General features: G+C 45.6%; 18 protein-coding genes. 9 read left to right on the forward strand and 9 right to left on the reverse strand.

The genetic code is table 11. The features are described from left to right. Positions 1 to 2 precede the first annotated feature (2 nt). From ACP7AK_RS05650 to pnp, 4 genes are all read left to right on the forward strand, one after another. Positions 3 to 4,127 carry a UvrD-helicase domain-containing protein gene (locus ACP7AK_RS05650; RefSeq protein ID WP_425879003.1) on the forward strand — a complete coding sequence of 1,375 codons (4,125 nt, stop codon included), beginning with the start codon at positions 3 to 5 and terminating at the stop codon, positions 4,125 to 4,127. Positions 4,128 to 4,198: 71 nt separating this feature from the next. Beyond that, a complete protein-coding gene (gene recD / locus ACP7AK_RS05655) occupies positions 4,199 to 5,980 on the forward strand; it encodes an exodeoxyribonuclease V subunit alpha (protein WP_425879005.1) in 1,782 nt (593 codons plus the stop codon). Positions 5,981 to 6,871: 891 nt separating this feature from the next. Beyond that, on the forward strand, positions 6,872 to 7,141 hold the full coding sequence (rpsO, locus tag ACP7AK_RS05660) for a 30S ribosomal protein S15 (protein ID WP_004278577.1): 270 nt from the start codon (positions 6,872 to 6,874) through the stop codon (positions 7,139 to 7,141). 260 nt (positions 7,142 to 7,401) lie between these two features. After that, complete coding sequence (gene pnp / locus ACP7AK_RS05665; protein ID WP_425879270.1) at positions 7,402 to 9,489, forward strand: polyribonucleotide nucleotidyltransferase; 2,088 nt, start codon at positions 7,402 to 7,404, stop codon at positions 9,487 to 9,489. A gap of 138 nt (positions 9,490 to 9,627) precedes the next feature. On the opposite strand, the gene ACP7AK_RS05670 is transcribed toward pnp, so the two are convergent. The 6 genes from ACP7AK_RS05670 to ACP7AK_RS05695 form a co-directional block, all read right to left on the reverse strand. Then, positions 9,628 to 9,891, reverse strand: a complete 264-nt coding sequence (locus ACP7AK_RS05670) for a YdcH family protein (RefSeq protein ID WP_004729352.1) — start codon at positions 9,889 to 9,891, stop codon at positions 9,628 to 9,630. A gap of 89 nt (positions 9,892 to 9,980) precedes the next feature. Next, a complete protein-coding gene (locus ACP7AK_RS05675) occupies positions 9,981 to 10,310 on the reverse strand; it encodes a chaperone modulator CbpM (RefSeq protein WP_004278573.1) in 330 nt (109 codons plus the stop codon). Between the two features lie 484 nt (positions 10,311 to 10,794). Continuing rightward, positions 10,795 to 11,256 (reverse strand): DUF2147 domain-containing protein, encoded by a 462-nt coding sequence (locus ACP7AK_RS05680; protein ID WP_148334810.1) that lies wholly within the window; start codon positions 11,254 to 11,256, stop codon positions 10,795 to 10,797. A 322-nt stretch (positions 11,257 to 11,578) separates the two neighbouring features. After that, positions 11,579 to 12,454: an Hsp33 family molecular chaperone HslO gene (locus ACP7AK_RS05685; protein ID WP_004647344.1), complete on the reverse strand. Its 876-nt coding sequence runs from the start codon at positions 12,452 to 12,454 to the stop codon at positions 11,579 to 11,581. 50 nt (positions 12,455 to 12,504) lie between these two features. Beyond that, positions 12,505 to 14,358 (reverse strand): cation:proton antiporter, encoded by a 1,854-nt coding sequence (locus ACP7AK_RS05690; protein ID WP_425879009.1) that lies wholly within the window; start codon positions 14,356 to 14,358, stop codon positions 12,505 to 12,507. Positions 14,359 to 14,433: 75 nt separating this feature from the next. Further along, a complete protein-coding gene (locus tag ACP7AK_RS05695; RefSeq protein ID WP_425879011.1) occupies positions 14,434 to 16,656 on the reverse strand; it encodes a primosomal protein N' in 2,223 nt (740 codons plus the stop codon). 150 nt (positions 16,657 to 16,806) lie between these two features. Here ACP7AK_RS05695 and gspF point away from each other — a divergent pair, with 150 nt between their 5' ends. The 3 genes from gspF (at position 16,807) to ACP7AK_RS05710 (ending at position 19,146) form a co-directional block, all read left to right on the forward strand. Beyond that, on the forward strand, positions 16,807 to 18,012 hold the full coding sequence (gspF, locus tag ACP7AK_RS05700) for a type II secretion system inner membrane protein GspF (protein WP_044111782.1): 1,206 nt from the start codon (positions 16,807 to 16,809) through the stop codon (positions 18,010 to 18,012). Between the two features lie 79 nt (positions 18,013 to 18,091). Next, complete coding sequence (gene gspG / locus ACP7AK_RS05705; RefSeq protein ID WP_004278567.1) at positions 18,092 to 18,526, forward strand: type II secretion system major pseudopilin GspG; 435 nt, start codon at positions 18,092 to 18,094, stop codon at positions 18,524 to 18,526. Between the two features lie 284 nt (positions 18,527 to 18,810). After that, positions 18,811 to 19,146 carry a hypothetical protein gene (locus ACP7AK_RS05710; protein ID WP_180038604.1) on the forward strand — a complete coding sequence of 112 codons (336 nt, stop codon included), beginning with the start codon at positions 18,811 to 18,813 and terminating at the stop codon, positions 19,144 to 19,146. A gap of 144 nt (positions 19,147 to 19,290) precedes the next feature. On the opposite strand, the gene lnt is transcribed toward ACP7AK_RS05710, so the two are convergent. Together lnt and ACP7AK_RS05720 are read right to left on the reverse strand one after the other, a co-directional pair. After that, positions 19,291 to 20,850 carry an apolipoprotein N-acyltransferase gene (lnt, locus tag ACP7AK_RS05715; protein WP_425879014.1) on the reverse strand — a complete coding sequence of 520 codons (1,560 nt, stop codon included), beginning with the start codon at positions 20,848 to 20,850 and terminating at the stop codon, positions 19,291 to 19,293. Beyond that, positions 20,847 to 21,686: an HlyC/CorC family transporter gene (locus ACP7AK_RS05720; RefSeq protein ID WP_004278564.1), complete on the reverse strand. Its 840-nt coding sequence runs from the start codon at positions 21,684 to 21,686 to the stop codon at positions 20,847 to 20,849. Before ACP7AK_RS05720 ends, lnt begins: the two co-directional genes overlap by 4 nt. Before the next feature lie 201 nt (positions 21,687 to 21,887). Between ACP7AK_RS05720 and tusA the strand changes: the two genes are divergently transcribed. Further along, positions 21,888 to 22,145 (forward strand): sulfurtransferase TusA, encoded by a 258-nt coding sequence (gene tusA / locus ACP7AK_RS05725; protein WP_004278563.1) that lies wholly within the window; start codon positions 21,888 to 21,890, stop codon positions 22,143 to 22,145. Between the two features lie 103 nt (positions 22,146 to 22,248). Next, a complete protein-coding gene (locus tag ACP7AK_RS05730; RefSeq protein WP_425879016.1) occupies positions 22,249 to 22,626 on the forward strand; it encodes a hypothetical protein in 378 nt (125 codons plus the stop codon). Positions 22,627 to 22,714: 88 nt separating this feature from the next. On the opposite strand, the gene ACP7AK_RS05735 is transcribed toward ACP7AK_RS05730, so the two are convergent. Beyond that, positions 22,715 to 24,427 (reverse strand): 4Fe-4S dicluster domain-containing protein, encoded by a 1,713-nt coding sequence (locus ACP7AK_RS05735; protein WP_425879018.1) that lies wholly within the window; start codon positions 24,425 to 24,427, stop codon positions 22,715 to 22,717. Positions 24,428 to 24,499: the final 72 nt, after the last annotated feature.

Here is a 24,499-nt window from a genome sequence, read left to right on the forward strand (position 1 = left end):
GTATGACTTTCTTAAAGCAGCAGATGCAAACAGCCATTTCCACCAATCCGATTCAGGACATGAAGTTCCGTGGCCTACACTGGATTGAAGCCTCGGCAGGCACCGGCAAGACCTATACGCTATCCAGTCTGATGGTGCGGATTTTTTTGGACCAGTATTATCCGCATCAGGTGATTGCGACGACATTTACCCGTAAGGCCACGGCTGAACTGAAAAACCGGGTACGGCTTCGCATCGAGGAAACGCTGGCTTATATCCAGCGTCATCAGCAGCTCAATTCAGTTGAAATCACAGCAAAAATCCAGAATGAAACCGATCCTTTATTTCAGCAGGTACTGAAAGATTATGGTTCACGGCTGGATTATGCCCGTCGCCGTTTACGTCTGGTGCTGAACCAGCTGGATGAACTGTTTGTTGGCACCCTGGACAGCTTTAGCCAGAAACTGTTACGTGAATTTGCATTTGAAAGTGGCAAGATTGAACGTGCAGAACTGACCGAAGATCAGGATCTGTATATCCAGCAGCTGATTCATGATGTGCTGCGTGACTGGATTCAGCAACAGCCGCAATATATGGTCAATCATCTGTATGTCCAGAATCTGCTGAAACCGGTGGAGCATTATACCGGGCTGGTGCGTGATGCCCTGAATTTCAGTAAGCAGCATTTTCGCAAGATCGAACCGGCTGAATGTGACCTGAACAAATTGGAAGCCTGTATTAGCCAATTATTAAATATTCAGGAGCATGATCTTGCCGTGATGCGGCGTTATTGTCAGGAAAGTCCGAAGTATTTTCACAAGAGTTTTTTGACCAAGTTAACCGAAATTTGTGAAAACTTTATGACCTGGAGCGCAGCCCTGAAAAATCAGGGTGGCATGAGTTTCTTTGATGCTGAATTGCAGCCGATTTTACTGAATCTGTGCCATTTGCGCCGCAAGAAAACCGATTTCCAGCCGACCACTCAGGTCTTTAACAAAAGCTGTCCGGATGCAGAGCAGCAGCTGATTTTGCAACATAGTCTGATCGTGGCAATTGATGCGCTGTGTGAGGTCAAACAGTATCTGGATGAGCAGCTGCAACAGCTTACGACCTATCTGGAATTTCATATTATTCAAAGTGTGCAGACCCGTTTGCCACAAACCTTGCAGCAGCAGGGTGAAACCACTTTTTCCCAGCAAATTCGTACATTGGCGGAAGCATTGCAAGGCCAGCAGGGACAGCGTTTTGCCCAGTTTGTACAGGCACGTTATCCGCTGATTCTGGTCGATGAATTTCAGGACACCAATCAGGATCAGGATGATTTGCTGGCCAAGATCTGGCGTGATGCCAACCGGGTGCAGTCCGGCTGCATGATTATGGTCGGTGATCCGAAACAGGCAATTTACGGTTTCCGTGGCGGCGATATGCTCACCTATAACAAGGCACATGCCGATGTGCTGCATAAACAGGGCCGCGAATATACCCTGATGCAGAACCATCGGTCAGTCAAACCGCTCGTAGAAGTGGTTGATGCACTGTTCCAGCGGCAAATGGATTTTGGCGAACAGGTGCAGTACACCCTGATTCAGGCCGGTAGTCGCCCGCATCCAGATCTGGTCGATATGGGCAGGATCAACCCGCAGCCCTTACGATGGATTCAGCTAGGTGAATCGGACCTGGAAGCAGACCAGGTGGCCTGGAAAATCCGTGCATTGCTGAATCAGTCTGCCCAGCAGCAACTGTACTTTCAGCAGCAAGAGCATCAGCAAAGCCTGAGCGCAGATGATATTGCCGTGTTGGGATTTGGGCATTTTGCTCTGGAACAGGTGAAGCAGCGTCTGCAGCGTATGGGCATTCCCTCCTATAAAGAATCCAAACAGAGCGTGTTCGCCAGTCCAATCGCTCAGGATGTCGCGGCAGTATTGACGGCGATCATGGATCCTTTCAATGAGGCCAAGGTCAAGCGGGCCTTGCTGACTCGTCTGTTGGGCTTCAATCTGAAAAAACTGATCGAATTACAGGAGCAGAGTGAAGGCCTCAGTCGCTATATTGCGGATCTGGATATAATTCGGGAAATGTGGTTTGAGAAAGGCTTTTTGACCGCCTGGAATTATGCACTGAATCTGTTTCAGGTCTGGACCAATCTGGTGGCCAGTCAAAGTCTGGACAATGAGCGGGTAGTGGTCAATCTACGCCATCTGACCGAGATGCTGAGCCAGCAGAGTGAATATTATCAGGGGGCGCAAAAACTCTATCACTGGTATTTGCGCCAGCTTCAGTCACCTTCAGGCAAGGACAGCGAAAAAGAACGCAAGCTGTCTGGGGATCATGGGGTGCAGCTGATGACCATTCATGCCTCCAAAGGGCTGGAATTTAAAGTGGTGTTTTTATTGGGAGCAGATGCTGCTTTTGATGTGAATAAAGGCAATCTGAATTTTTCCCTGTCTGCGTCTGAACAGGACAACATTCTGGAACAATCCCGGGTGATTGCAGTGAATCACAAGAATTTACATGAGCAGGCGATTCTGCAGAATGCAGCGCGTAATGCTGCCGAAAACCACCGACTCTGGTATGTGGCGCTGACCCGTGCCAGTCACCGGGTATATGCCATGCTGCAGGACCAGAACGCACAGTCTGATTCCGGGCTGGCCTTCTGGCGTGGTCAGGGAGATCAACTGTTTCAACATGCTTTAAGTCTGGTCGAGCAGCCGCTGTCTCAGGAACCACCGCGTCTGGTCGAGCAGTCGAGCCATCATCAGGTCGACATGCGGGCGCAACCTTTGCCAGAGCGGCAGTTTTATCCGCGAACCAAAACCAGTTTTACGGCTTTGTCACAGCATCAGCTACATGGACATATCTTGCAGGACGATCTGGTCATGGCTTCAGAACAGCCCGATAGTGCCGCCGATGAAATTCATTTTACCGGTCTGGAAGAACAGCCAGCAGCCGTGCCCTTAGACTGGATTAGGCTGAATTTTCCTAAAGGTACAGTGGCCGGAACTTTCTTGCACAGCATTTTTGAACATATCGATTTTCAGGACAGCAGTTACTGGAATCTGGAAATCCGGCGCCGTTTTAAAAATACCGCACCGCAAATCTGGCAGGAACTGAAAGAAAAATTTGAACAGGCTTTTCATATACGTAGTGTACTGGAACAGGCCTTTTCCCTGCATTATCAGGCCGCTGTGGTGAATCTGCGAACCCTGTTTCAGGCCACAGCTCAGGCAGATTTCAAAGCCGAGGAATTGCGTCATAGTATGCAGCGCGTATTGTCCAGCCTGAACTATAAGTTATTGACCGGAATTCGCCTGCATGACCAAAGCAAAGCTTATCGCCAGCAATGGCAGCAGCTGTTTCACTCGGCACAACAGCTCGATCGTTCGGGTCTGCTAGAATTTTTAGGTCAGTTTCAGGTGTATTTCGATGGGCTGGAGGATGACGCCTTTATCCAGTTTTTTGAACAGGAATTGGCCCAGCTCACACGCTCTGCAAGCACTGAATCGCTGAATGTGGACAGTATTTTCCAGACTGCTTTTGATGGCTTGTTGGACGAGATTACAGAAGATATTTTGCTGAACCTGATGCATGACTGGGTACATGACATTCTGGCCACTCCGATTCAGGTAGATTTTGCTTTGGCGCAGCTGGAGGCTAAACAGTATCTGTCAGAATTTCCTTTTTATCTGTCCTTGACCGATGCCCCTTTGCAGATTCGGCAAATCCATCAGCTTTTTCTCGGACATGACATAGTCATGAGCGATTTTAATGAGGCCAAATCGGCGCGATATCTGACCGGTTCCATCGATCTGGTGTATTTCGATGGCCAGCGCTACCATATTGCCGATTATAAAAGTAACTTCCTCGGCCCTGATCAGCAGCACTATAGTGCTGAGGCGATTCAGCAGAATATGAGCCAGTCCAGTTACTGGTTGCAGGCCGCTTTGTATCTGGTGGGGCTGCATCGTTATCTGAGTGCCAATATGCAGGGTTATTCGATCACACAGCATCTGGGCGGCGCAACCTATTTGTATTTGCGCGGGATGAATGGACAGGTCCAGCAAGGGGCTTATCATTGGCAACCGAGCCTGGAATTCATAGAAAAACTGGATCAAATACTGGGCTATTTTGAGCAGAAAAAATCAGCATGATTTTGCAGTTTTATAATATATATAGAGATTAAACAGAAAATTATCCTGTGGATAACTTTGAGGATAACTGTGTGGAAAATGAGCAGAATCACGTGTCGCAGCAAGACTCCAATTTAATGGCCTGGATTGACTATTTGTGTCAGCCGCCGTTTAGTACGGCTACATTTGATCCGGCAGCAAAATTCTTGATTCAGCAACTGCTTGAGGCGATACAGGCAGGGGATAGCTGTATCGAGGTTGATCCTCAGCAGGTTGCCCTATTACATAATCTGGTTCTAGATCGCCGTCAGCAAAGTACAGGAATTGCACCATTTATTTGTGCAGATCAGCATTTATATCTGTATCGCTATTGGCAACTGGAACAGGCAGTAGCCTCACATATTGCTCGGATTAAAGCCCAACCGGTTGCCGCTATTGATTTATCCGAACGTGATCGCAATTTATTGTCAGATCCACAGCAAAAATTGGCACTGGAAATGGTTGCGCGGCAGGCGCTGAATATTATTAGCGGCGGTCCGGGTACCGGTAAAACCTATACCTTGGCGCATATGATTGCGGTCCTGCATGAAGCCTTGCCAAATATCCGGATTGCCATGGCAGCACCTACCGGAAAGGCCGCACAGCGCATGAAAGAAGCACTGCAAAAAGCCTTGCACAGTGAAGCGTTACAACAGTTTGAGCTAGAACAATTAAAACAGTTACAACCGGTCACCCTGCATCGCTTATTGGGTCTGGGCACTCGCGGACAGCCACGCTTTCATGCCAAGCAGCCTCTGCCTTATGATGTGATCGTGGTCGACGAAGCCTCGATGCTGGATTTAAACCTGTCACAGATGTTACTGGCCTCCGTACCGTCTCATGCACGGCTGATTTTACTCGGTGATGCAGATCAGCTGGCCTCTGTGGATGTGGGAACGGTATTGGCAGATTTACAGCAAGTAGCGACTCTGGAAGATAACCGGGTCAATTTAATCACCACACGACGTTTTGCGACTGGGGCCAAGATTGGCGCAATGGCGGAGTTTATCCAGCAGAATCATGAGCCTTCTCACGTCTTGCAGAAATTTGAGCAACAGATTCTAGCAGCCAGTGAGTTACAGGCGATCGATTTGGATCAGGTTGAGATCGACCATTTGCAGCTGCAGTACCTGCTCGCTGGCGCCGAACAGACCGCGCATAACTTGAATCAGTATTATGACCAGCTGATGTATGGTTATCAGGCTTATATACAGGCCATAAAAACAGAACGAAACTCAGCTGATTTTGAGCAGTATGTGCAACAGGTAGTCAAAACTTTTGATGATTACCGGATTTTAACAGCAATCCGTTCTGGTGATTTGGGTCTGATCAAGATCAACCTGCAGATTGAGCAACGCTTTTTAGCAGCCCAAGGGCAGTTGAAACAGGGCGACTGGTATGTCGGACGCCCCGTCATGATGAGTTATAACGACTATCAGTTGGGGCTGTCCAATGGTGATATTGGCATCTGTTTTTTACGTGAACAGTCTGGTCAGCGTCAGTTTGAAGTGTATTTTCCGAGTCTGGAAAAATGGGTATTAGCCACCCGTTTACCTAAAAGCATTGAAACTGCTTTTGCGCTAACCATTCACAAATCTCAAGGTTCAGAGTTTGCCCATACGGCAGTGGTGCTGGATCAATATGCAAAAAATTTATTGAGCAAAGAGTTGATTTATACTGCAATTACTCGAGCCAAAAAAGTGGTCAGTTTATTGGTAGATTATGATGCTTTTACACAAGCACTTTGTGTCAGAACCATCCGGAAAAGTGGTTTGAGCCAAAAAATCATTGAAAAATCTAGTAATTTAATTGGCAAAAATAATCAAATCTTGTAGGTAAAAGCTTACAAGGATTCAGGAAATTGACGCATAGAGCTTTTGCTCGGTTTTTGAGAAGATTGGTTCTACAAAATAACTCAACACGGAAAGTTGAGCATAATCGTATAATGATAATAATAATGTCGGTAGACAGCGAACTTACAGTGAAGTAAGTGAAAGAGGAAACTTACAGCCGCTAAGCCTTGTAGTTTTGGGAGAGACTACAAGGCTTTTTTATATCCTGATTTTTTATAGGAATCTTGCTGGATTTTTATCCTAATTTCTTAGCAAAATTTTTCAGCCCTAGCCAGTAAACTTAAGTAAATAGCGTTAAATAAAACGAGAGCTGTGTAACATTATGCAAATTTTTACCCTATGATGTACGAAATGGCTTACAGTAAAATGAGGCAAATACCTCTAGTTGTCTGGTGGGAATGTGGCAAAATCTACCACACAAGGAAGATGATTTTTCAACAGGATGTTTGAAAATAATAATAAGCGTAAAACGCCATAATAATACAATAAATAATAATGATAAGAGAAAGAACTACAGCGCCAAAAAGCCCGAGTTTACTCGGGCTTTTTTTTATCCATTTTATGGAGAGCAGCGGAAGATTCACGCGAGCTAAAGGGTTTGTTGGCTTTTCAAAGGAATTTCTATATTTAATTCATTCTGGATTTATTTCACTAAAATAATGCAAAACCCGAATCTTTGGGGGACAAGAGTCATCGGATCTGAACTGCATCAATGAGCGACCAAAGCCATGCAAAAATCTGGATCTATTTTTGCAATTTGATGCGTTTTCCCTTAAAATATGCAACTTGCTGTAGTGATGCACGGCAGTCAAGGTTTTGAATTCTCATCACTTTGATTTTTATCAAAATATATAAGCATCTCGGAGAAATCGAATGGCTTTAACTAACGCAGATCGCGCAGAGATCATGGCTAAATTCGCTCGCGCTGAAAACGACACTGGTTCACCAGAAGTTCAAGTAGCTCTTTTAACTGCTCAAATCAATGACTTACAAGGTCACTTTAAAGAGCATAAACACGACCACCATAGCCGTCGCGGTTTGATCCGTATGGTTAACCAACGTCGTAAGCTTCTTGACTACCTAAATGGTAAAGACCACGGTCGTTATGTAGCATTGATCGGTGCTTTAGGTTTACGTCGTTAATTCGATTTAAACTTTATTTTCGGGTTTATTGCATGCTTTGTGCTGTATTGCTGAAAACTAAAGTTGGCTTGGCTTATGGCTAGGTCTGTGGAAGGGGCGAATATTTCGCTCCTTCTTTGTGTTTAAAAATAGTATTTAATCTGGTGAGGTCGGCTTCTAAGCTTTGTCATTTACTCGCCCATATGGTCATGAATGCCAAACCTTAGGGGTCTCCACTAGAATAATTGTTCACAAGAACTAGGAAAAAATAAAACATGTCAATGTTTAATATTATTCGTAAAGAATTCCAATTCGGTCAGCACAACGTTATCTTGGAAACAGGTCGTGTTGCCCGTCAGGCAAACACTGTTGTGATCACCATGGGCGGCGTACAAGTACTTGTTGCTGTTGTGGCACAACCTAAAGCAAAAGCAGGTCAAGACTTCTTCCCATTGACTGTAAACTATCAAGAAAAGCAATATGCTGCTGGTCGTATCCCGGGTGGTTATGGCAAGCGTGAAGGCCGTCAGTCTGAAGCTGAAACTTTGATTTCACGTCTGATTGACCGTCCAATTCGTCCGTTGTTCCCGGAAGGTTACTTCAACGAAATTCAAGTAACAGCTACTGTTATTTCTTCTGATAAAACCATGGATGCTGACATTGCTGCAATGTTGGGTACTTCAGCTGCATTGTCTATTGCTGGTACACCTTTCCGTGGTCCGATTGGTGGCGCGCGCGTTGGTTTAATCAACGGTGAATACATCCTGAACCCAACCCTTGAACAACTTAAAGAGTCTGATCTTGATCTTGTTGTTGCGGGTACTGAAACTGCAGTATTGATGGTTGAATCTGAAGCGAAAGAACTTTCAGAAGACCAAATGCTGGGCGCTGTATTGTTCGGTCATGACGAAATGCAAATTGCGATCCAGGCGATCAAAGAATTTGCTGCAGCTGCAGGCGCGGTTGAATCAACTTGGGTTGCTCCAGTTAAAAACGAAGAACTTCTTGGTAAATTGAAAGAAGCATTCGAAGCGAAAATCTCTGAAGCTTACACGATTGCAGTTAAGCAAGACCGTTATGCGGCACTTGACGCGCTTTATGCAGAAGCAGTTGCACAGTTCGTTCCTGAAAATGACGAAACTGGCATTGCAGAAGAAGTAAATGAGCTGTTCGAAGACCTTAAATACCGTACCGTTCGTGACAACATCCTGTCTGGTAAGCCACGTATCGATGGTCGTGATACCAAAACTGTTCGTGCAATCGACGTACAAGTAGGCGTATTGGATCGTGCACACGGTTCAGCATTGTTCACACGTGGTGAAACTCAGGCCTTGGTCACAACGACTTTGGGTAATACACGTGATGCGTTGATGGTTGATACCCTTGCAGGTACAAAAACTGACAACTTCATGTTGCACTACAACTTCCCTGCATACTCTGTAGGTGAAACAGGTCGTGAATCTGGTCCTAAGCGTCGTGAGATTGGTCACGGTCGTTTGGCACGTCGTGGTGTTCAAGCAGTTCTTCCTGCGGCTGATCGCTTCCCGTACGTGATCCGTATCGTTTCTGACATCACTGAATCAAACGGTTCGTCTTCAATGGCGTCTGTATGTGGTGCTTCATTATCATTGATGGATGCTGGTGTTCCACTTAAAGCGCCAGTTGCAGGTATTGCGATGGGTCTAGTGAAAGAAGGCGAGCGTTTCGCAGTTCTTTCTGACATCTTGGGTGATGAAGATCACTTGGGCGACATGGACTTTAAAGTAGCGGGTTCTGCAAACGGTATTACTGCGCTACAAATGGACATAAAGATCGAAGGCATCACTGAAGAGATCATGGAATCTGCATTGAACCAGGCTTATGCGGGTCGTATGCACATCTTGAATGAGATGAACCAGGTGATTTCACGTGCGCGTCCTGAAATTTCGATGCACGCACCGACATTCCAGGTGATCAACATCAACCCGGATAAAATCCGTGATGTGATCGGTAAAGGCGGCGCGACCATTCGTGCAATTACTGAAGAAACTAAAGCGGCGATTGATATCGAAGATAACGGTACAGTTCGCGTATTTGGTGAAACTAAAGCGGCTGCGCAAGCTGCAGTTGCCAAGATTCAGGCACTTACGGCTGAAATCGAGCCAGGTACAATTTATACAGGTAAAGTGATTCGTATTGTTGAATTCGGTGCGTTCGTAAATATCCTGCCAGGTACTGATGGCTTACTTCACATCTCTCAAATCTCAAACGAACGCATTGCGAACGTGGCAGATGTATTGAAAGAAGGTCAGGAAGTAAAAGTACAGGTTGCGGATGTTGATAACCGTGGCCGTATTAAATTAACGATGAAAGACATCGAACAAGTTTAATTCTTAAAAGTATTCACATGGGAAAACTCGTGTGAATAAGAATAAAAAAGCCCTGAGCTTGGTCAAAGTGTTTACTTTGGCTGGCTTAGGGCTTTTTTTATGCGTCAGTATTGGTCTGAATGTGGTGTCCAGTTGATCTCAGGTCAAGGGGTCCGCTTCAGAGCTTTTTAACAAACGATAAATTTCATCTTTTAATTTCAGTTTTTTACGCTTGATCGCCTCAATATCATTGTTGATATGATTGACTGGATCAAGTTCAAGCTGGCTGATTTCTTTGTCCAACTCGTTATGTTCCTCGAATAACTTGGCAAAATAGGGATTTTCCTCGCGAAGTTGCACAATCAAGTCGCGGTATTCGGGAAACATGTATTTGATTTTCTTATTGCAATCTTTGGTTTTCATAGGGATTCTTATACTCTAATCATAAAATTAAATATAAATATGTTCTGATCTGCACTTGAAAATGCAGATCGACAGAACATGAAAAGGATTTACTTGAAGTGCAAGTGTTTGACCTCGCGGCGTAACTCCTGCACCTCATCAATGAGGTCCAGCATCATGGCAACGGCGCTAAATGAGGCATCAAAATCGCGTTGCAGGCGATAGGCGCGTTGTGCACGCGAGATATCTTCGCCGAGGAAAGTGCTGGTCGGGGTTGTGGAACGATTGGGTAAAATTCCATGTTCAATTAACTGCATGACCCATTCCGGGCTTTGTCCACACGCTTCTGCAAAGTGGATCAAGTCAAATGAACGATCGTCCATAATTTCTGAGGGGGTATAACCGTGGGAAAAACTTTCTTGATACTGAATCGTAGTCATGGGTCTACTCCTTAAACAGCCAAGTGTGCAAAATCCGGAGAAAGGAAAGGTGCTAAAATAGAACGCTTTCCAATCCTTGGACATGCAGACTCAGAGTGATGACTCAAATGATCATGAGTGAAGAGTCGGGATGTGCTGGTAGTCGATGAATCAGTCGGTCTGACCGGATCTTTATCAGCAGCATGCGAGGCAAAGAAGGTTAAAGCTGAAGTGGTTTTTATAATTTTATGTGTTATCGACAAAGCGTATTCAATCACTTTCCTGTGTTGAATAGAGGGTGCCATATCAGGGCTGCAAAGCAGACCAAAGGGCAAAATTGAACGAGGCTGAAGATTGATCATCATAAATGGATAAAAAATAACCGTCTTCGATCCATTATTATGACTTTAGCTGTCCCAAAACAGTTTTTATTTGTACCTTATTGTTTCAAATCATGACAAAGAAAAAAGCCCCAAATACAGGGGCTTTGAAAATCTTTCTGAAATTAATATTTTACCCAGGTGACACTGCGGCCAATCACTGATACCCCCACATAACCACGTAAGGTCAGACGTTTGCCATTAGCACTTAAGCGTGCTTTGCCCTTATAAACTTTGCCACTGATCGGATCAAGTACTTTGCCATCATGGTATTCACGTGGCTTTTTCGGATCTGCCTTAAAATCCCAGATAAATGGCAGGCCTAGAAAAGGCTTGTTCTTGAGCTGACCTGGACATTTATGACAGATCCCCATTTTTTCTGCGCCAGGCAAGCTGCGTGTTTCGACAATTACCCCTTCATAACTACCATCTGCTTTCTTGCGAATTTCCACATCCGCACGAGAATAGCCCGATTGATCATCGATGGTTTTCCATTTACCCAATAATGGATCTTCATAGGCAAAGGCCAAGCTAGAAACTGCGATTAAACTCATCCCCATTACTAGAGTATTCAATAATTTTCTCATAACATACCTGTTAAATTGATGATGTATTCATTTTAGAATTATTGCTCTAATCTATTTTAAAAGCATAATTAAATCAAGAGTATAAACTGTGCAGTTTTTCTCATAATTTTTTGAAAATGATGAATATTTAGGTTTTGTTAATGTGAATAATCTTATAATTTAACTGGAATTTTTGGATTGGATTTACAGGAGAGTTTGATTCAGGGGGTAGACAGGTTTTCTACTGTAGGAGAATACGCTCTGTTGAACTCAGTCCCATAGGTTTTAAAATATAAAAAAAAGCATTCCTAGGAATGCTTTTAAACTTAAGGATTAGAACTGCTTAGCTCAGGTGTTTACCAAATAGACCCAAGGCTTCTTCAGCGGTAAAAGTATATTGGCTATTACAGAACTGACAGTCCATTTCGATCGGATTCTGAAATTCCAGCGTTTCACGGATCGACTCTACGCCGATTTGCTGTAAAGCGACTGCACAACGCTCTTTAGAGCAGGTACAGCCAAACTTCAACACTTCCGTATCTGGCAGACGCACTTCTTCTTCGTTATATAAACGGTACAGAATATCAGTAGCTTGCAAACCGACTAACTCTTCAGTTTTCAGGGTCTCTGTGAGCATGGTCAGACGTGGCCATAGGTCTTCATCTACCCGGCGTTGTTCTTCTTCACTATTACGTGGCAACAACTGAATCAGTAAACCACCTGCACGCTGATGGTCACTTGCCAGTACAATACGCGTCGGAATCTGTGCAGAAAGGTCATAATATTGCATCAGACAGCCCGCCAGATTTTCTTTATCAAGGGGTACAATTCCCTGATAACGCTCACCAAATTCTGGTTCGATATTGATGAACAGCACCGGAGAGGTGAGTGATTTCAACACTGTACTACTGTCTTCACCGACCAGAAAGTGCGGATCTTCTTCATAGTCAGCCAGAGCGCGAACTTCACCCAAATGGTTACATTCAGCCATAGCCCATTTAAATGTGCCCGATGCCTGAATTTGCAGGCTGATACGCCCTTTAATCTTCAATGTGCTGGCCAGCAGTGCAGTGGCACTGAGCATTTCACCTAGCAGGATTTTAACTGCAGGGGCATAGTCACGTTGCGCTAAAATGGTTTGTAAAGCTTCTTCAAGATGCACCACTTCACCACGAACAGGGCTATCTTCAATAAAAAAGCGTTGGCGTAAATCAGACATAAAATTCTCCATAACCCTGCTTTAATGGTGTCATTATTGTAAAACACAAGTTATGACAGTTCATCTCTTAACGTATCAATTCCTGCGCCGTTTGTATCCTGTTGCTGCTGTGTAGCTTGTTTTTGCGCTTTATGGCGTTGATCCTGGGCAAACAGATGCTCCAGTTCGGCTAAACTGCTCCGCTGATTTTCATAATTTGGATGTTCATCCGGATCCAGATGATATTGGCTGTTGAGCAGTTTTTCATCCTGTTCGCGGAAGTTTTGAATCTGTTGCTGGCTATTTTCGAGGTCAGGATTGAGCTGGTTTAGTAAGGCCTGACTGAGTTCCAAAGCTGAAAGATAAGTTTCACGCCAGATGTGTTTCACGCCCAAATCCTGCAATAAATGCACATGATGCCGGTCACGGGCACGTATCCATAAACAGGTTTCAGGATAATTCAGCCGCAGATGCCGCACGATCAGCATCGAGTCTTCAATATCATCAATCGCCACAATCACCTGTTGCGCTGTAGCAATGCCGGTCTGTATCAAGGCTTCCGGTTCTGTTGCATCCGCCTGATAGAAAGGGATGTCGTACTGCGCCAGAAGTTCAGTGGCTGGCAAATTGCTGTCCATGACACTAAAAGCGTGTTGCTGCTGCAGTAAAATCCGGGCAATAATCTGTCCGAAGCGGCCAAAGCCAATCAGCAGAATCGGTGTACTGGTTTGAGGATTGAGATCGGTTTCAAAGGTTGCCGCCAGATGATTGTGGTGATCCAGACGCGGTAAGATCTGGCTATGCAATAACCAATAAAATGCGGGGGTCAGCAGCAAGGAAAAACTCACCATCCAAAGCAAGGGGGACAGTAGATTGGCCGTAATAATCTGGTCGGATACCGCAATCACCAGTGCCAGTAAGGCAAACTCGCCGCCTTGCGCCAGACTGGCTGCCAGCAGAGTACTATTGCGCCAGCTATTTTGATGATAACGCGCCAATGCCAGGTTGATTGCAAACTTGACCAAGATTAAAGTGAGGGTGCCGCCGAGAATGATCCAGGGGAAATTGCGTAGATCAGCTAAGTGCAGTGACATGCCCAGACTGATGAATGCCAGGCCCATCAACAAGCCCTGAAAAGGCCGAATCGTGCTTTCTACTGCAGGCCGGAAATCTGAATCTGCCAGTAAAATTCCGGCAAATAAAGCACCGAGAAATAGATTTAGGCCGAGGGTATTCATCAATACTAATAATGCCAGGGTCACCGCAATCGCCACAACCGCATGCAATTCGTGACTGCCACTTTTAGCAATCCAGCGATACAACGGCTGCATCAGGTAACGATTACACAGGAACAGACCGCTCAACGTCGCGATGAGGGCAGCAAAGTAGGCCACCCCATGTTCAGTCGAGCGAATCCCGGCAAATAGGGGAATAGCTGCAATCACCAGAATGGCCAACAGGGAATGAACCAGCAGGATCGAATAGGCTTGCTGACCATAACTGGTGGCGAACTGTTCCTGATGATTGAGATGTTGAATCACCAGAGTCATGGCAGACAAACTGCCGGCGAGTCCAATTACAATGCTGGCGAGTAGGCTTTGCTGAAGGAAAACCCAGGCCATGAGCGTGAAAATCAGGGTGCTGATTAGTACCTGTAAAGCAGCCATCATCCACAGGGAGGGATTAATCTGCACAATGCGTTGTGGTCTGAGTTGCAGGCCGATCCAGAACAACAATGCCATCAGGCTGACTTGCATGAAACTACTCATGACTTCGGGTGCCTGAATCAGATGCAAAAGGCTTGGACTTAAGATGATCCCTGTTAACAGATAGCCCAACACACTTGGCAACCTGAGCCTTTTACTCAGTGGCACCATCAACAGTGCAATGACCAGAACCAGTGTTATTTGTAACAGTATCGACATTTTCCTGCCCTAAATTTATTCTTGATCCAGACTGGGAGTCTTGTATTCCAGACCGATCCTCAGGCGCAATATCTTTTAGCTCAGTTCCTGAGGGTCGATGTCCAGCGTGAGCTTCATGCTAGAAGGTTTGTCATGCAGCATGTTTTGCCACCAGCTGCGCGCATAGTAATGCAAACGTGGACGATCCGCTGACAATAGCACCATATGCGACTGATAGCGCCCCGCCTTGCGTTCCATTGGCGCAGGAATCGGTCCCCAGATGTCCAGCGCCAGATCAGGATATTGCCTGAGTGCGGCCGCATGTTTCTGTAAGAATTCGGTATTTTGTGCCTGATCCTTGGATTCACAGCGAATCAGGATGGCATAACGGTAGGGCGGCATTCTGGCCATCTGCCGTTCTTTTAAGGTTTGCTGGGCAAATACGCGATAATTTTCATTGACCAGGGTATTCAGCAGGGCATGATCAGGTCTGAGGGTCTGCAGATAAACATCGCCTTTATGTTCACCACGTCCGGCACGGCCAGCCACTTGCACGATCAGTTGCGCAGTCCGTTCAGTAGCACGGAAGTCCACACTCAGCAGACCGGAATCAATATCCAGAATCGCCACCAGCGTCACATAAGGAAAATGATGCCCCTTGGCCAGCATCTGGGTGCCGAGTAGAATCGCCGGTTCGCTTTTCTGAATCTTGTCATAGATTTTTTGCCAGCTGCCGACCCGACTGGTGGAATCGCGATCGACCCGAATCACCTCAAAATCCGGAAATAGCTCATTTAAATGTTCTTCGACTTTGCCGGTGCCCATACCCAGTGTAACCAGTTCCTGATGCTGACATTGCGGGCAGTGTTCCGGCATACGGTGAATAGTACCGCAGTGATGGCAATGCAGATGCTGATAAGGCTGACGGTGTACAGTGAAGTTGGCATCACAGTGCGGACATTGCGCCTGCCAGCCACAGCTGCCACAAAGCAGGACGGGGGCATAGCCACGGCGGTTTAAAAAAATCAGTACCTGTTCCTTTTTCTCTAGGCGCTTTTTGATGTCCTGAATCAATTGCAGGCTAATCCCATGCTTTTTTTGCGCAACTTTTAAATCCAGAATATGGATTTTGGGCATCAAGGCCGTGCCGGCACGCTGGTTCAGCTCCAGTGCCTGCATCTTGCCATGTTGCACCAGCGCATAACTGTCAATGCTTGGTGTGGCTGACCCTAAGATTACCGGACATTGCTGTAAATGGCCGCGGTACAGGGCGACATCGCGGGCATGATAGCGGAAGCCTTCCTGCTGTTTAAAGGACAGGTCATGTTCTTCATCCAGAATGATCAGGCCCAGATTCGGCATCGGGGTATAAATGGCAGAACGTGTACCGAGTACGATTGAGGCTTTGCCGGTTTCTGCCGACTGCCAGGCTTGTAGCCGTTTGGAATCATTCAGCCCGGAATGCAGCAACGCAATATGGCAATGAAAACGGGACTGAAAACGGCTGATGGTTTGCGGCGTCAGGCCGATTTCCGGCACCAGCACCAGCACCTGTTTGCCCTGTTTCAGTACCTGTTCCATGATCTGCAAATACACTTCAGTTTTACCGCTGCCGGTCAGACCATCCAGTAAAAAAGCCTGATATTGATTGCGATATTTTAATACCTGTTCGACTGCATGTTTTTGTTCAGGATTGGCAGTAAGCGGCATTTGTGCCAGCTGCATCGGCTGCGGATTGAAATCTTGTGGTTCCAGCACACAGGCGCAAATCTCTTTTTTCTCCAGCGCTTTTAAGGTCGCGGTTTCAATCCCGGCCATGTTCAGCACATTTTCAGTGGTCCCGACCGGATGCAGTTTTAAAATCCGGTAAGCTTCCTGCTGCTTGTCCGAACGGCGTACTTTGGCCTCGGCATCAGGGGCCAGTAATTTCCAGGTACGGGCCAGCAGGTTATAAGGCTTACCCTGACGCAACAGAGTCGGCAGGGCACTGTGGACGACTTCACCGATCGGAAACTGGTAATACTGCGCTGACCATGTCAACAAACTTAAAACTTTGGCATCTATAATGGCGCGTTCATCGAGCAGTTCGGTTACTGCCTTAAGCTTAAAGCGTGGGTCGAGAGGAGTGTCTGCAGGCAGTTTTTCGATAATCACCCCGACCAGATTCTGCCGACCAAACGATACCAGTACACGTGCGCCAATCTGCGCCTGTTCAAATTGTTCTGCACTCATTGTGTAATCAAAACAATCAAATACATGTACAGGTACAGCAACGCGTACGCGATAAAGTAGACTGGAATCGGTGTGAGAATTTTGCATATCTTGGGGTGGAGATCCTGAAGAAATTTCGTCGTGCTTAAAGTTCGATTATGTTAGAGTGAGCAGATAATTTATATCAAAGAATATGAATGATTTCGGTGGTCTGACGCAACAGCGTTAAGCAAAATTTTGGAAAATTAGAGCATTACAATGCCTGCATATCAGTTTATTGCGCTTGATGCTTCAGGAAAGCAGCAAAAAGGCGTGCTGGAGGGGGATTCTGCACGTCAGATCCGGCAACAATTACGGGATAAAGCACTTATTCCGGTCTCTGTTGATCCTGTCGAAAAAAAAGATCAACATCATCGTCGAAAATGGTTTGAAAAAAGCATCACCGCCTATGATCTGGCTCTGATGACCCGGCAATTATCCGTGCTGGTCGCTGCTGCGATTCCACTGGAAGAAGCGATTCGTGCCGTCGGCAAGCAAAGTGAAAAAGTACATGTACAAAACCTGCTGATGTCAGTGCGCTCCAAAGTGCTGGAAGGGCATAGTCTGGCGCAGGGCTTGCAACAATCCGGACGTTTTCCTGAACTGTATATTGCCACAATTGCCGCCGGTGAACGTTCCGGACATCTGGACCTGATTCTGGATCAGTTGGCTGACTATACCGAAAACCGGTTTGCCATGCAGAAAAAAATTCAGGGTGCAATGGTCTATCCGATTATCCTGATGCTGATGTCCTTTGCGATTGTGATGGGGCTGATGACCTATGTGGTGCCAGATATCGTCAAGACCTTTGACCAGAGTAAAGATGCCTTGCCGTGGATTACCGTGGCCTTGATGAAAGCCAGTGATTTTATCCGCATTGCTTGGCCATTTTTATTGATTGGTGGTGCTTTGGGGATTTTCCTGTTGGTCCGGTTTTTAAGAACCACCGCCGGGCATTATGCCTTTGACCGTCTGACCTTAAAATTACCTTTATTCGGCAAATTGTCACGCGGGATTAATGCCGCACGTTTTGCCAGTACCTTATCCATTTTGACCCAGTCTGGCGTGCCGCTGGTCGATGCACTGCGGATTGGTGCCGCAGTCAGTAACAACTGGGTGATCCGGGATTCTGTCAATCTGGCAGCGGAAAAAGTCACTGAAGGTGGCAACCTGGCAACCCAACTGGAACGCAGTGGTTATTTCCCGCCGATGATGGTACAAATGATCAAAAGTGGTGAAGCGTCTGGTGAACTGGACCGCATGTTGGAACGTGCTTCACAAATGCAGGATCGCGAAGTGACCACCCTGATTTCAACTTTACTGGCCTTGCTGGAACCTTTAATGCTGGTGTTGATGGCCAGTATTGTTCTGGTCATTGTGATAGCAGTGATGCTGCCAATTGTGAACATGAATAATATGATTTAAACAGAAACCAGTTAGAATTTTGTTGTGATCAAGATTCAAGTGGAAATTCTGAATGATGCAAATAAATGAGAGAGATTGAATGAAAAGGAATCAATTAAATAAACAGACGGGCTTTACCTTAATCGAAGTCATGGTGGTGATTGTAATTCTCGGTGTGCTTGCTGCGCTGATCGTTCCGAACGTGATGGGACGTGGTGAAAAGGCCAAAGTCGATACCACCGTGATCAAGTTACAAAGCATTGCAGGTTCACTGGATCAATACAAGCTGGACAATGGCAAGTATCCAAGTATGCAGGAAGGTGGTCTGGATGCACTGGTGAATCAGCCAGCGACTGCAAAAAACTGGGTGCCGGGCGGTTATGTCAAAGGCGGTTTTCCAAAAGACAGCTGGGATAATGAACTGCAATATGTGATTCCGGGCACCGATGGTCGAAGCTTCGATCTGTATTCATTTGGTGCAGATGGTCAATCGGGTGGTGAAGGAACAGATGCCGATATTTATTATCAGCCTTAATTGAGAATCATTATAAATTCTCGATAGATGGCATATATCACTTCACTTAATAGGCTATTTCAATACGAAGTGAAGTGATAATAACTCTTAATTATTAAATATAATGTAAGTTAATGATATTTATAATAATGAAATAATAAAATTGATATGCGAGTTATAATAAGAATTATTCCCATATTTATCTATTACAATTCTCGTAAAATATGAATAAACATACACTTTCTATTTATTTAAAAAAGCTCATAATGATCTGAATGGCACTTGACTCGCCAACGGAGAAGCACATGAAAGCATTTATCTTGGGAGATGAAATCAATCAATTTCATTGGTCGATGCTGAAATCTGTTCTTCTGGTTTTAAGCATGCTGCCGATCAGTCAGGGAATCGTCCATTTATGGCAGAGCACCGAAGGCAGCAGCCAGATTATGGTGGCTTTCTTTGCTATCAGCTTGATGAGCAGTTTATTGGCCCTGTGTTTCTGGTCAGCATTAAACGCGAGTGTAATCCGCATTCAAGCCGAACAAGGTTCAGCATTTGAGCAGACACTGGTTAAGCTCTATCGTCATGTACCAATGCTGTCTCTTGCCAGTATGTTGTGTTATCTGGCTATACAGTTTTAAGTTTTAAAGAGATAAAAAACCGAGGCATTGACCTCGGTTTTTTATTACCTTGAGTGTTCCTCCCTTTAGTAAAGGGAGGCTAGGAGGGATTGATAAGGTGCTATATTCAGGAATCCCCCTTTGTAAAAGGTGGACTTGAGGAGCTTATCTTCTCGATTTAAAACTGACATCCACTTTACGTGGGCGAAAGCGCCATCCCATAAGCAAAAGCAGAACCGAGAAGATCATGACCGGCCAATCGCTGAGTTTCATATACGGGGTTTCGCCTTGCATGGCTGGAAGTTCACCACGTAATATCGCTTCCTGATCCATCGGCGCTTTTTTCACGATATGGCCATTATGGTCAATAAAGGCGGTCACACCGGTATTGGTGGCGCGGATAAACCAGCGGCCATTTTCTTTAGCACGCATTTGCACCATCTGCAGATGCTGTAATGGTCCTGCCGTGCCGGTAAACCAGGCATCATTAGACACGGTCACCAGAAAATCGCTTTGGCTGGCATTGCGACGGGTCAAATTCGGATAGGCCACTTCATAGCAAATTGCAGAACCCAATAGATGATTTTTTACATTCAATGGTTTTTGGTCATGTGCACCACGAGAGAAACCACTCATCGAAGGGTCATTCTGCAATGCGGGCAATACCCAGCTCAGCCAGCCTGACAAGGGAATATATTCACCAAAAGGAACCAGTCGCTGTTTCTTGTACAGCCCATCAGAATCATCGCCGCTGGCCATAATACTGTTGTAATATTTAGGATAACCCGCCGCTTGCGATTCTGCTAAATCCCAATACGGAATGCCGGTCACCCAGGCAGTGCCTGATTTTTCAGCCTGGACTTTCATGGCTTCCAGAAAGGCTTCAATGTCGGTCTGGAACATGGGAATCGAAGATTCCGGCCAGACGATCAGATCACGGCCCCATTCGGTCTTGCTCAGATTGGCATAAATCAATAAGGTCTTCACCTGATATTCAGTCAGCCATTTCAGGTCTTGCGGAATATTGCCCTGAATCAGGGAAACCGTTAAAGGTTTTTGATCTTTTTCCTCAACAAACGTCAGTTGTGCTGCGCCCCAGGCACCGAGTAGTAAAACTGCCGAAGGAATGGCCCAGAACAGACGCCTATTCAGGATTTCAACCAGCGCACAGGCCAGAATAATCACCACGAAAGATACCCCGAACACCCCGAATAAGGGCGCATAAGCATCCAGGTAGCGTTCGGTAAAGGCATAGCCAGCGAATAGCCATGGGAATCCGGTAAAGACCCAAGTCTTGGACCATTCAAACAGCACCCACAGCGGGGCAAAGGTTAAAGGAGTTTCCGGGAAAAAGCGGCGATAGACAAACGTTTGCACTGCACTAAACAGACCCATCACCAGTGCCATAATCAGGATCATCACGACGCTGAGAAATGCACTGGTATCGCCATAGACATGAATCGAGGTATACAGCCAGAATGCGCCGACAAACCACAAGCCAATCCCGTAAGCCCAGCCAATGCCAAAGGCCTGTTTTGCGCTACGTCCGCGCAGGCAAGCATAGAGCAGTGCTGGAGACAGAATCGCCAGCCACCAGTAATGATAGGGAGCCAGTGCCAAACTAAAGATGGTACCTGCAAATAAGGCAATTAAAACAGGATAGATCAGCGGCAAGGTTTTTTGCTGTTGAGACGAACTCAACAGCTTATCGAAATACGCTCTCATTGGCGCACGGCTCGAATTAGATGAATCGAGCGTGAATCTGCTTCAAGAATGGTAAATTGCCAGTTTTCCAGTTCAATGGTTTGACCTTCAAGATCACTCACCAGACCAATTTCCTGTAATAACAAGCCACCCATGGTTTCCACTTCATCATCAGGGAAAGTCGCATCCAGCATATTATTGAAATACTCAATCGGGGTGAGCGCTTGTACCACCCAGGTATTGGCCGTAGTTGGATCATTGTCCGGAACAATGTAGTATGCTTCTTCATCAGCATTGTCATGTTCATCTTCAATTTCACCGACAATTTCTTCCAGAATATCTTCCAGTGTCACCAGACCCGAAGTCGTACCGTATTCATCAATCACCACCGCAATATGCGTTTGGGTATTCTTTAACATGCGCAGCACCTGATCGGAGCGGGCACTTTCCGGAACAAACAAAGGTTGACGCATGAGCGCGCGAATATCGACCTTGGCCGTCGGTTCAGTCAGAAAAGGCAATAAATCCTTGGCCAATAGAATGCCGACTACATTATCGGTCTGATCGGATGAAAATACCGGAAAACGTGAATGCGCAGACTCGACCAGTACATGCAGGATATCCAGCAGCTGGTCATCTTCCTGCAAGCTGATCATGGACGTGCGAGGCGTCATGACTTCACGAATTTTGGTTGCCGGGAGGTCAAGAACGCCCTCAAGCATGGCAACAGTATCGGGTTCTAAAAATCGACGTGAATCTTGTACTAATTTTAGCAGTTCGTCGCGAGTTTCGGGTGCAGTTCCCAGCCATTTGCGTAAGCCGCGCATACCCCACGACGGGCCTGATTCCTCGTGCATGATTTTTCCTGAAGACTCTTAATATCTAAAAAAACGTGGTTTTATCATACCGCAGAAAATACGCTTGTCTATTGTAAATATGATGCAGAGTCTTGATCATACGAGTCAGGCCTAATTTTGGAACTGGCCACGTATGCAAAGCAGCAATGTAATCGTAGCTTTATGCTAAAATATGGCGGTCTTTCCATCCTGAGTCTATCGATGTCCCCAACTGAAATTATTCCAAGTCTGCAATTGAATACCCGAGGTTTACGTTGTCCTGAGCCAGTGATGATGTTGCATCAGGCGATCCGTAAATCTAAGGCAGGTGATGTGGTTGAGGTGTTTGCCACGGATAATTCAACGTCGTGGGATATTCCAAAATTCTGTATGCATTTGGGGCATGAGTTGCTATTGCAGGAAGAACGTCTGGATGAAAATGGTAATAAAGAATTTCATTATTTAGTGAAGAAAGGCTAATAAATGAAAAAAATGCATAACTTTAAAGTTATGCATCTTAGTTTAATTAAAAAAATAAAGTATGGTAAATGCTATAATTTTGAAAAGTTGAAAATTATTAATAATGGAAAAATTAAAATACTTAATAGGAATATTTTTCCTTTTACTTGTTAATGTTACTGCCCGAGCTGAAGAAGTTTATGCAGTATCTGAGAATATTCGAGATTTAGATAATATAGAAAATCGTATTTTTAGAGATATAGATTTAATGATTTTTTTGCCCTCTGAAAATGAATGGAAAGCTCTACAAGGAATTGAATATTTATATTGCTCTGTAGTGGCTGATATTTTAGATGATAGAGACAATGCTAAGATTTTTTATAAAGATGGAATGGATTTTTTAGATTTTCATGCTAAAGAATTTGTAAGTGATAAATCTTCAATCAAACGTTCGATGATTTTAGAGATACCTATGTATCAGTTGGACCTACTAGACACTTAGTAGCTTTAAAATTTAGGTCTTCGTATGAAAGACATTGTAAAAAATAAACCCGCTTTAAAGCGGGTTTATTTTTATCTCATATGAGAGATTACATATTTGGATAGTTCGGACCACCGCCACCTTCCGGTGTCACCCAGGTGATGTTCTGGGAAGGGTCCTTAATGTCACAGGTCTTGCAGTGCACACAGTTGGCTGCATTGATCTGGAAGCGTTTCGAACCGTCATTATTTTCCATGATTTCATAAACACCCGCCGGGCAGTAACGCTGCGCAGGCTCATCCCATTTCGGCAGATTCACTTCAACCGGAATGGACGGGTCAGTCAGTTTCAAATGTGCTGGCTGGTTCTCTTCATGGACCGTATTCGAGACAAACACTGAAGACAGACGGTCAAAGGTCAGTTTGCCATCCGGTTTTGGATAGTTCGGCTTGAAGCTTTCAGCTGCCTGGGTTTTTAGCGCCGCATGGTCCTGAACCAGATCATGCAAGGTGAAAGGTACTTTAAACACGTTCTGATCGATGAAGTTAAACGCGCCACCGATCCATTGACCGAATTTGTGCATTGCCGGGCCAAAGTTACGCGAGTTGTATAACTCTTCTTTTAACCAGCTGTTGTTGAACTTGTCGGTATAAGCGGTCAGTTCCTTAACAAAGAAATCTTCGCCTTCCACTACACGTGCCACCGCCAGATCACCGCCTTTTTCTACACCGGCAGCAATCGCTTCAAAGACCGCTTCACCGCAGAGCATGCCGGATTTCATTGCAGTGTGTGAGCCTTTGATCTTGGCAAAGTTCAGGAAGCCGGCATCATCCCCAATTAAAGAGCCACCCGGGAAGGTGAATTTTGGTAATGAGTTAAAACCACCTTTGGTCACAGCACGCGCACCATAAGAAATACGCTTACCGCCTTCCAGATACTGCTTGATCAGCGGATGGGTTTTCCAGCGCTGCATTTCCATGAATGGATACATATGCGGGTTGGTGTAAGACAGATCCACGATCATGCCCAAGGTCACCTGGTTATTCTCAGCATGGTACAACCACCAGCCACCTGAAGAACCGGTTTCAGAAAGTGGCCAACCGGCACCATGCATCACCAGACCCGGTTTGTGCTTGGCAGGATCGATTTCCCACAACTCTTTAATGCCGATACCGTAGTGTTGCGGATCAGCGTCCTTGTCCAGGTTGAACTTCTGGATCAGACGTTTACCTAAGTGACCACGACAGCCTTCAGCGAAAATTGTGTATTTGGCATGCAGTTCATAACCCGGGGTAAAGTTATGCGTTGGTTCGCCATCTTTACCAATACCCATATCACCGGTTTGGATGCCTTTGACTGTACCATCGGCATGATACAGAATTTCAGAGGCGGCAAAGCCCGGGAAGATTGACACTTCGAGTTCTTCAGCTTTCTGGCCTAACCAGCGCACCACGTTGCCGAGCGAGATGACATAGTTGCCATCATTGTGCATGGTTTTAGGCACCATCCAGTGTGGTGCTTCCTGTGATTTTTCATCTGACAGCAGGAAGAAGGTTTTATCTTCAGTCACCGGAACATTCAGCGGGGCACCCTGTTCTTTCCAGTCTGGGAACAGCTCGTTCATGGCACGCGGTTCAAGCACAGCACCAGACAGAATATGTGCACCGACTTCGGAGCCTTTTTCTACGACACAAACGGACAGATCGTTTAAGTTGTTTTCAATTGCAAGTTGACGAATTTTGATCGCAGCAGAAAGACCCGCAGGGCCTGCGCCTACGATGACGACGTCAAACTCCATCGATTCACGTTCGATGTGTTCCATGTAGGACTCCTCATATTACTATTCGGTGGCAACCATAATCATATGATTGGGTGCTGCCATAAGTGTTCTTGG

It is taken from the genome of Acinetobacter sp. TWP2-2-3 (genome assembly GCF_049896445.1).
Taxonomy (GTDB): Bacteria; Pseudomonadota; Gammaproteobacteria; order Pseudomonadales; family Moraxellaceae; genus Acinetobacter.

Excerpts from the sequence above, each read along its gene's own strand:
- ACP7AK_RS05650 (WP_425879003.1), top strand. The coding sequence starts at position 3 with ATGACTTTCTTAAAGCAGCAGATGCAAACAGCCATTTCCACCAATCCG.
- rpsO (WP_004278577.1), top strand. The coding sequence starts at position 6,872 with ATGGCTTTAACTAACGCAGATCGCGCAGAGATCATGGCTAAATTCGCT.
- pnp (WP_425879270.1), top strand. The coding sequence starts at position 7,402 with ATGTTTAATATTATTCGTAAAGAATTCCAATTCGGTCAGCACAACGTT.
- ACP7AK_RS05670 (WP_004729352.1), bottom strand. The coding sequence starts at position 9,891 with ATGAAAACCAAAGATTGCAATAAGAAAATCAAATACATGTTTCCCGAA.
- ACP7AK_RS05675 (WP_004278573.1), bottom strand. The coding sequence starts at position 10,310 with ATGACTACGATTCAGTATCAAGAAAGTTTTTCCCACGGTTATACCCCC.
- ACP7AK_RS05680 (WP_148334810.1), bottom strand. The coding sequence starts at position 11,256 with ATGAGAAAATTATTGAATACTCTAGTAATGGGGATGAGTTTAATCGCA.
- ACP7AK_RS05685 (WP_004647344.1), bottom strand. The coding sequence starts at position 12,454 with ATGTCTGATTTACGCCAACGCTTTTTTATTGAAGATAGCCCTGTTCGT.
- ACP7AK_RS05690 (WP_425879009.1), bottom strand. The coding sequence starts at position 14,358 with ATGTCGATACTGTTACAAATAACACTGGTTCTGGTCATTGCACTGTTG.
- ACP7AK_RS05695 (WP_425879011.1), bottom strand. The coding sequence starts at position 16,656 with ATGCAAAATTCTCACACCGATTCCAGTCTACTTTATCGCGTACGCGTT.
- gspF (WP_044111782.1), top strand. The coding sequence starts at position 16,807 with ATGCCTGCATATCAGTTTATTGCGCTTGATGCTTCAGGAAAGCAGCAA.
- gspG (WP_004278567.1), top strand. The coding sequence starts at position 18,092 with ATGAAAAGGAATCAATTAAATAAACAGACGGGCTTTACCTTAATCGAA.
- ACP7AK_RS05710 (WP_180038604.1), top strand. The coding sequence starts at position 18,811 with ATGAAAGCATTTATCTTGGGAGATGAAATCAATCAATTTCATTGGTCG.
- lnt (WP_425879014.1), bottom strand. The coding sequence starts at position 20,850 with ATGAGAGCGTATTTCGATAAGCTGTTGAGTTCGTCTCAACAGCAAAAA.
- ACP7AK_RS05720 (WP_004278564.1), bottom strand. The coding sequence starts at position 21,686 with ATGCACGAGGAATCAGGCCCGTCGTGGGGTATGCGCGGCTTACGCAAA.
- tusA (WP_004278563.1), top strand. The coding sequence starts at position 21,888 with ATGTCCCCAACTGAAATTATTCCAAGTCTGCAATTGAATACCCGAGGT.
- ACP7AK_RS05730 (WP_425879016.1), top strand. The coding sequence starts at position 22,249 with ATGGAAAAATTAAAATACTTAATAGGAATATTTTTCCTTTTACTTGTT.
- ACP7AK_RS05735 (WP_425879018.1), bottom strand. The coding sequence starts at position 24,427 with ATGGAACACATCGAACGTGAATCGATGGAGTTTGACGTCGTCATCGTA.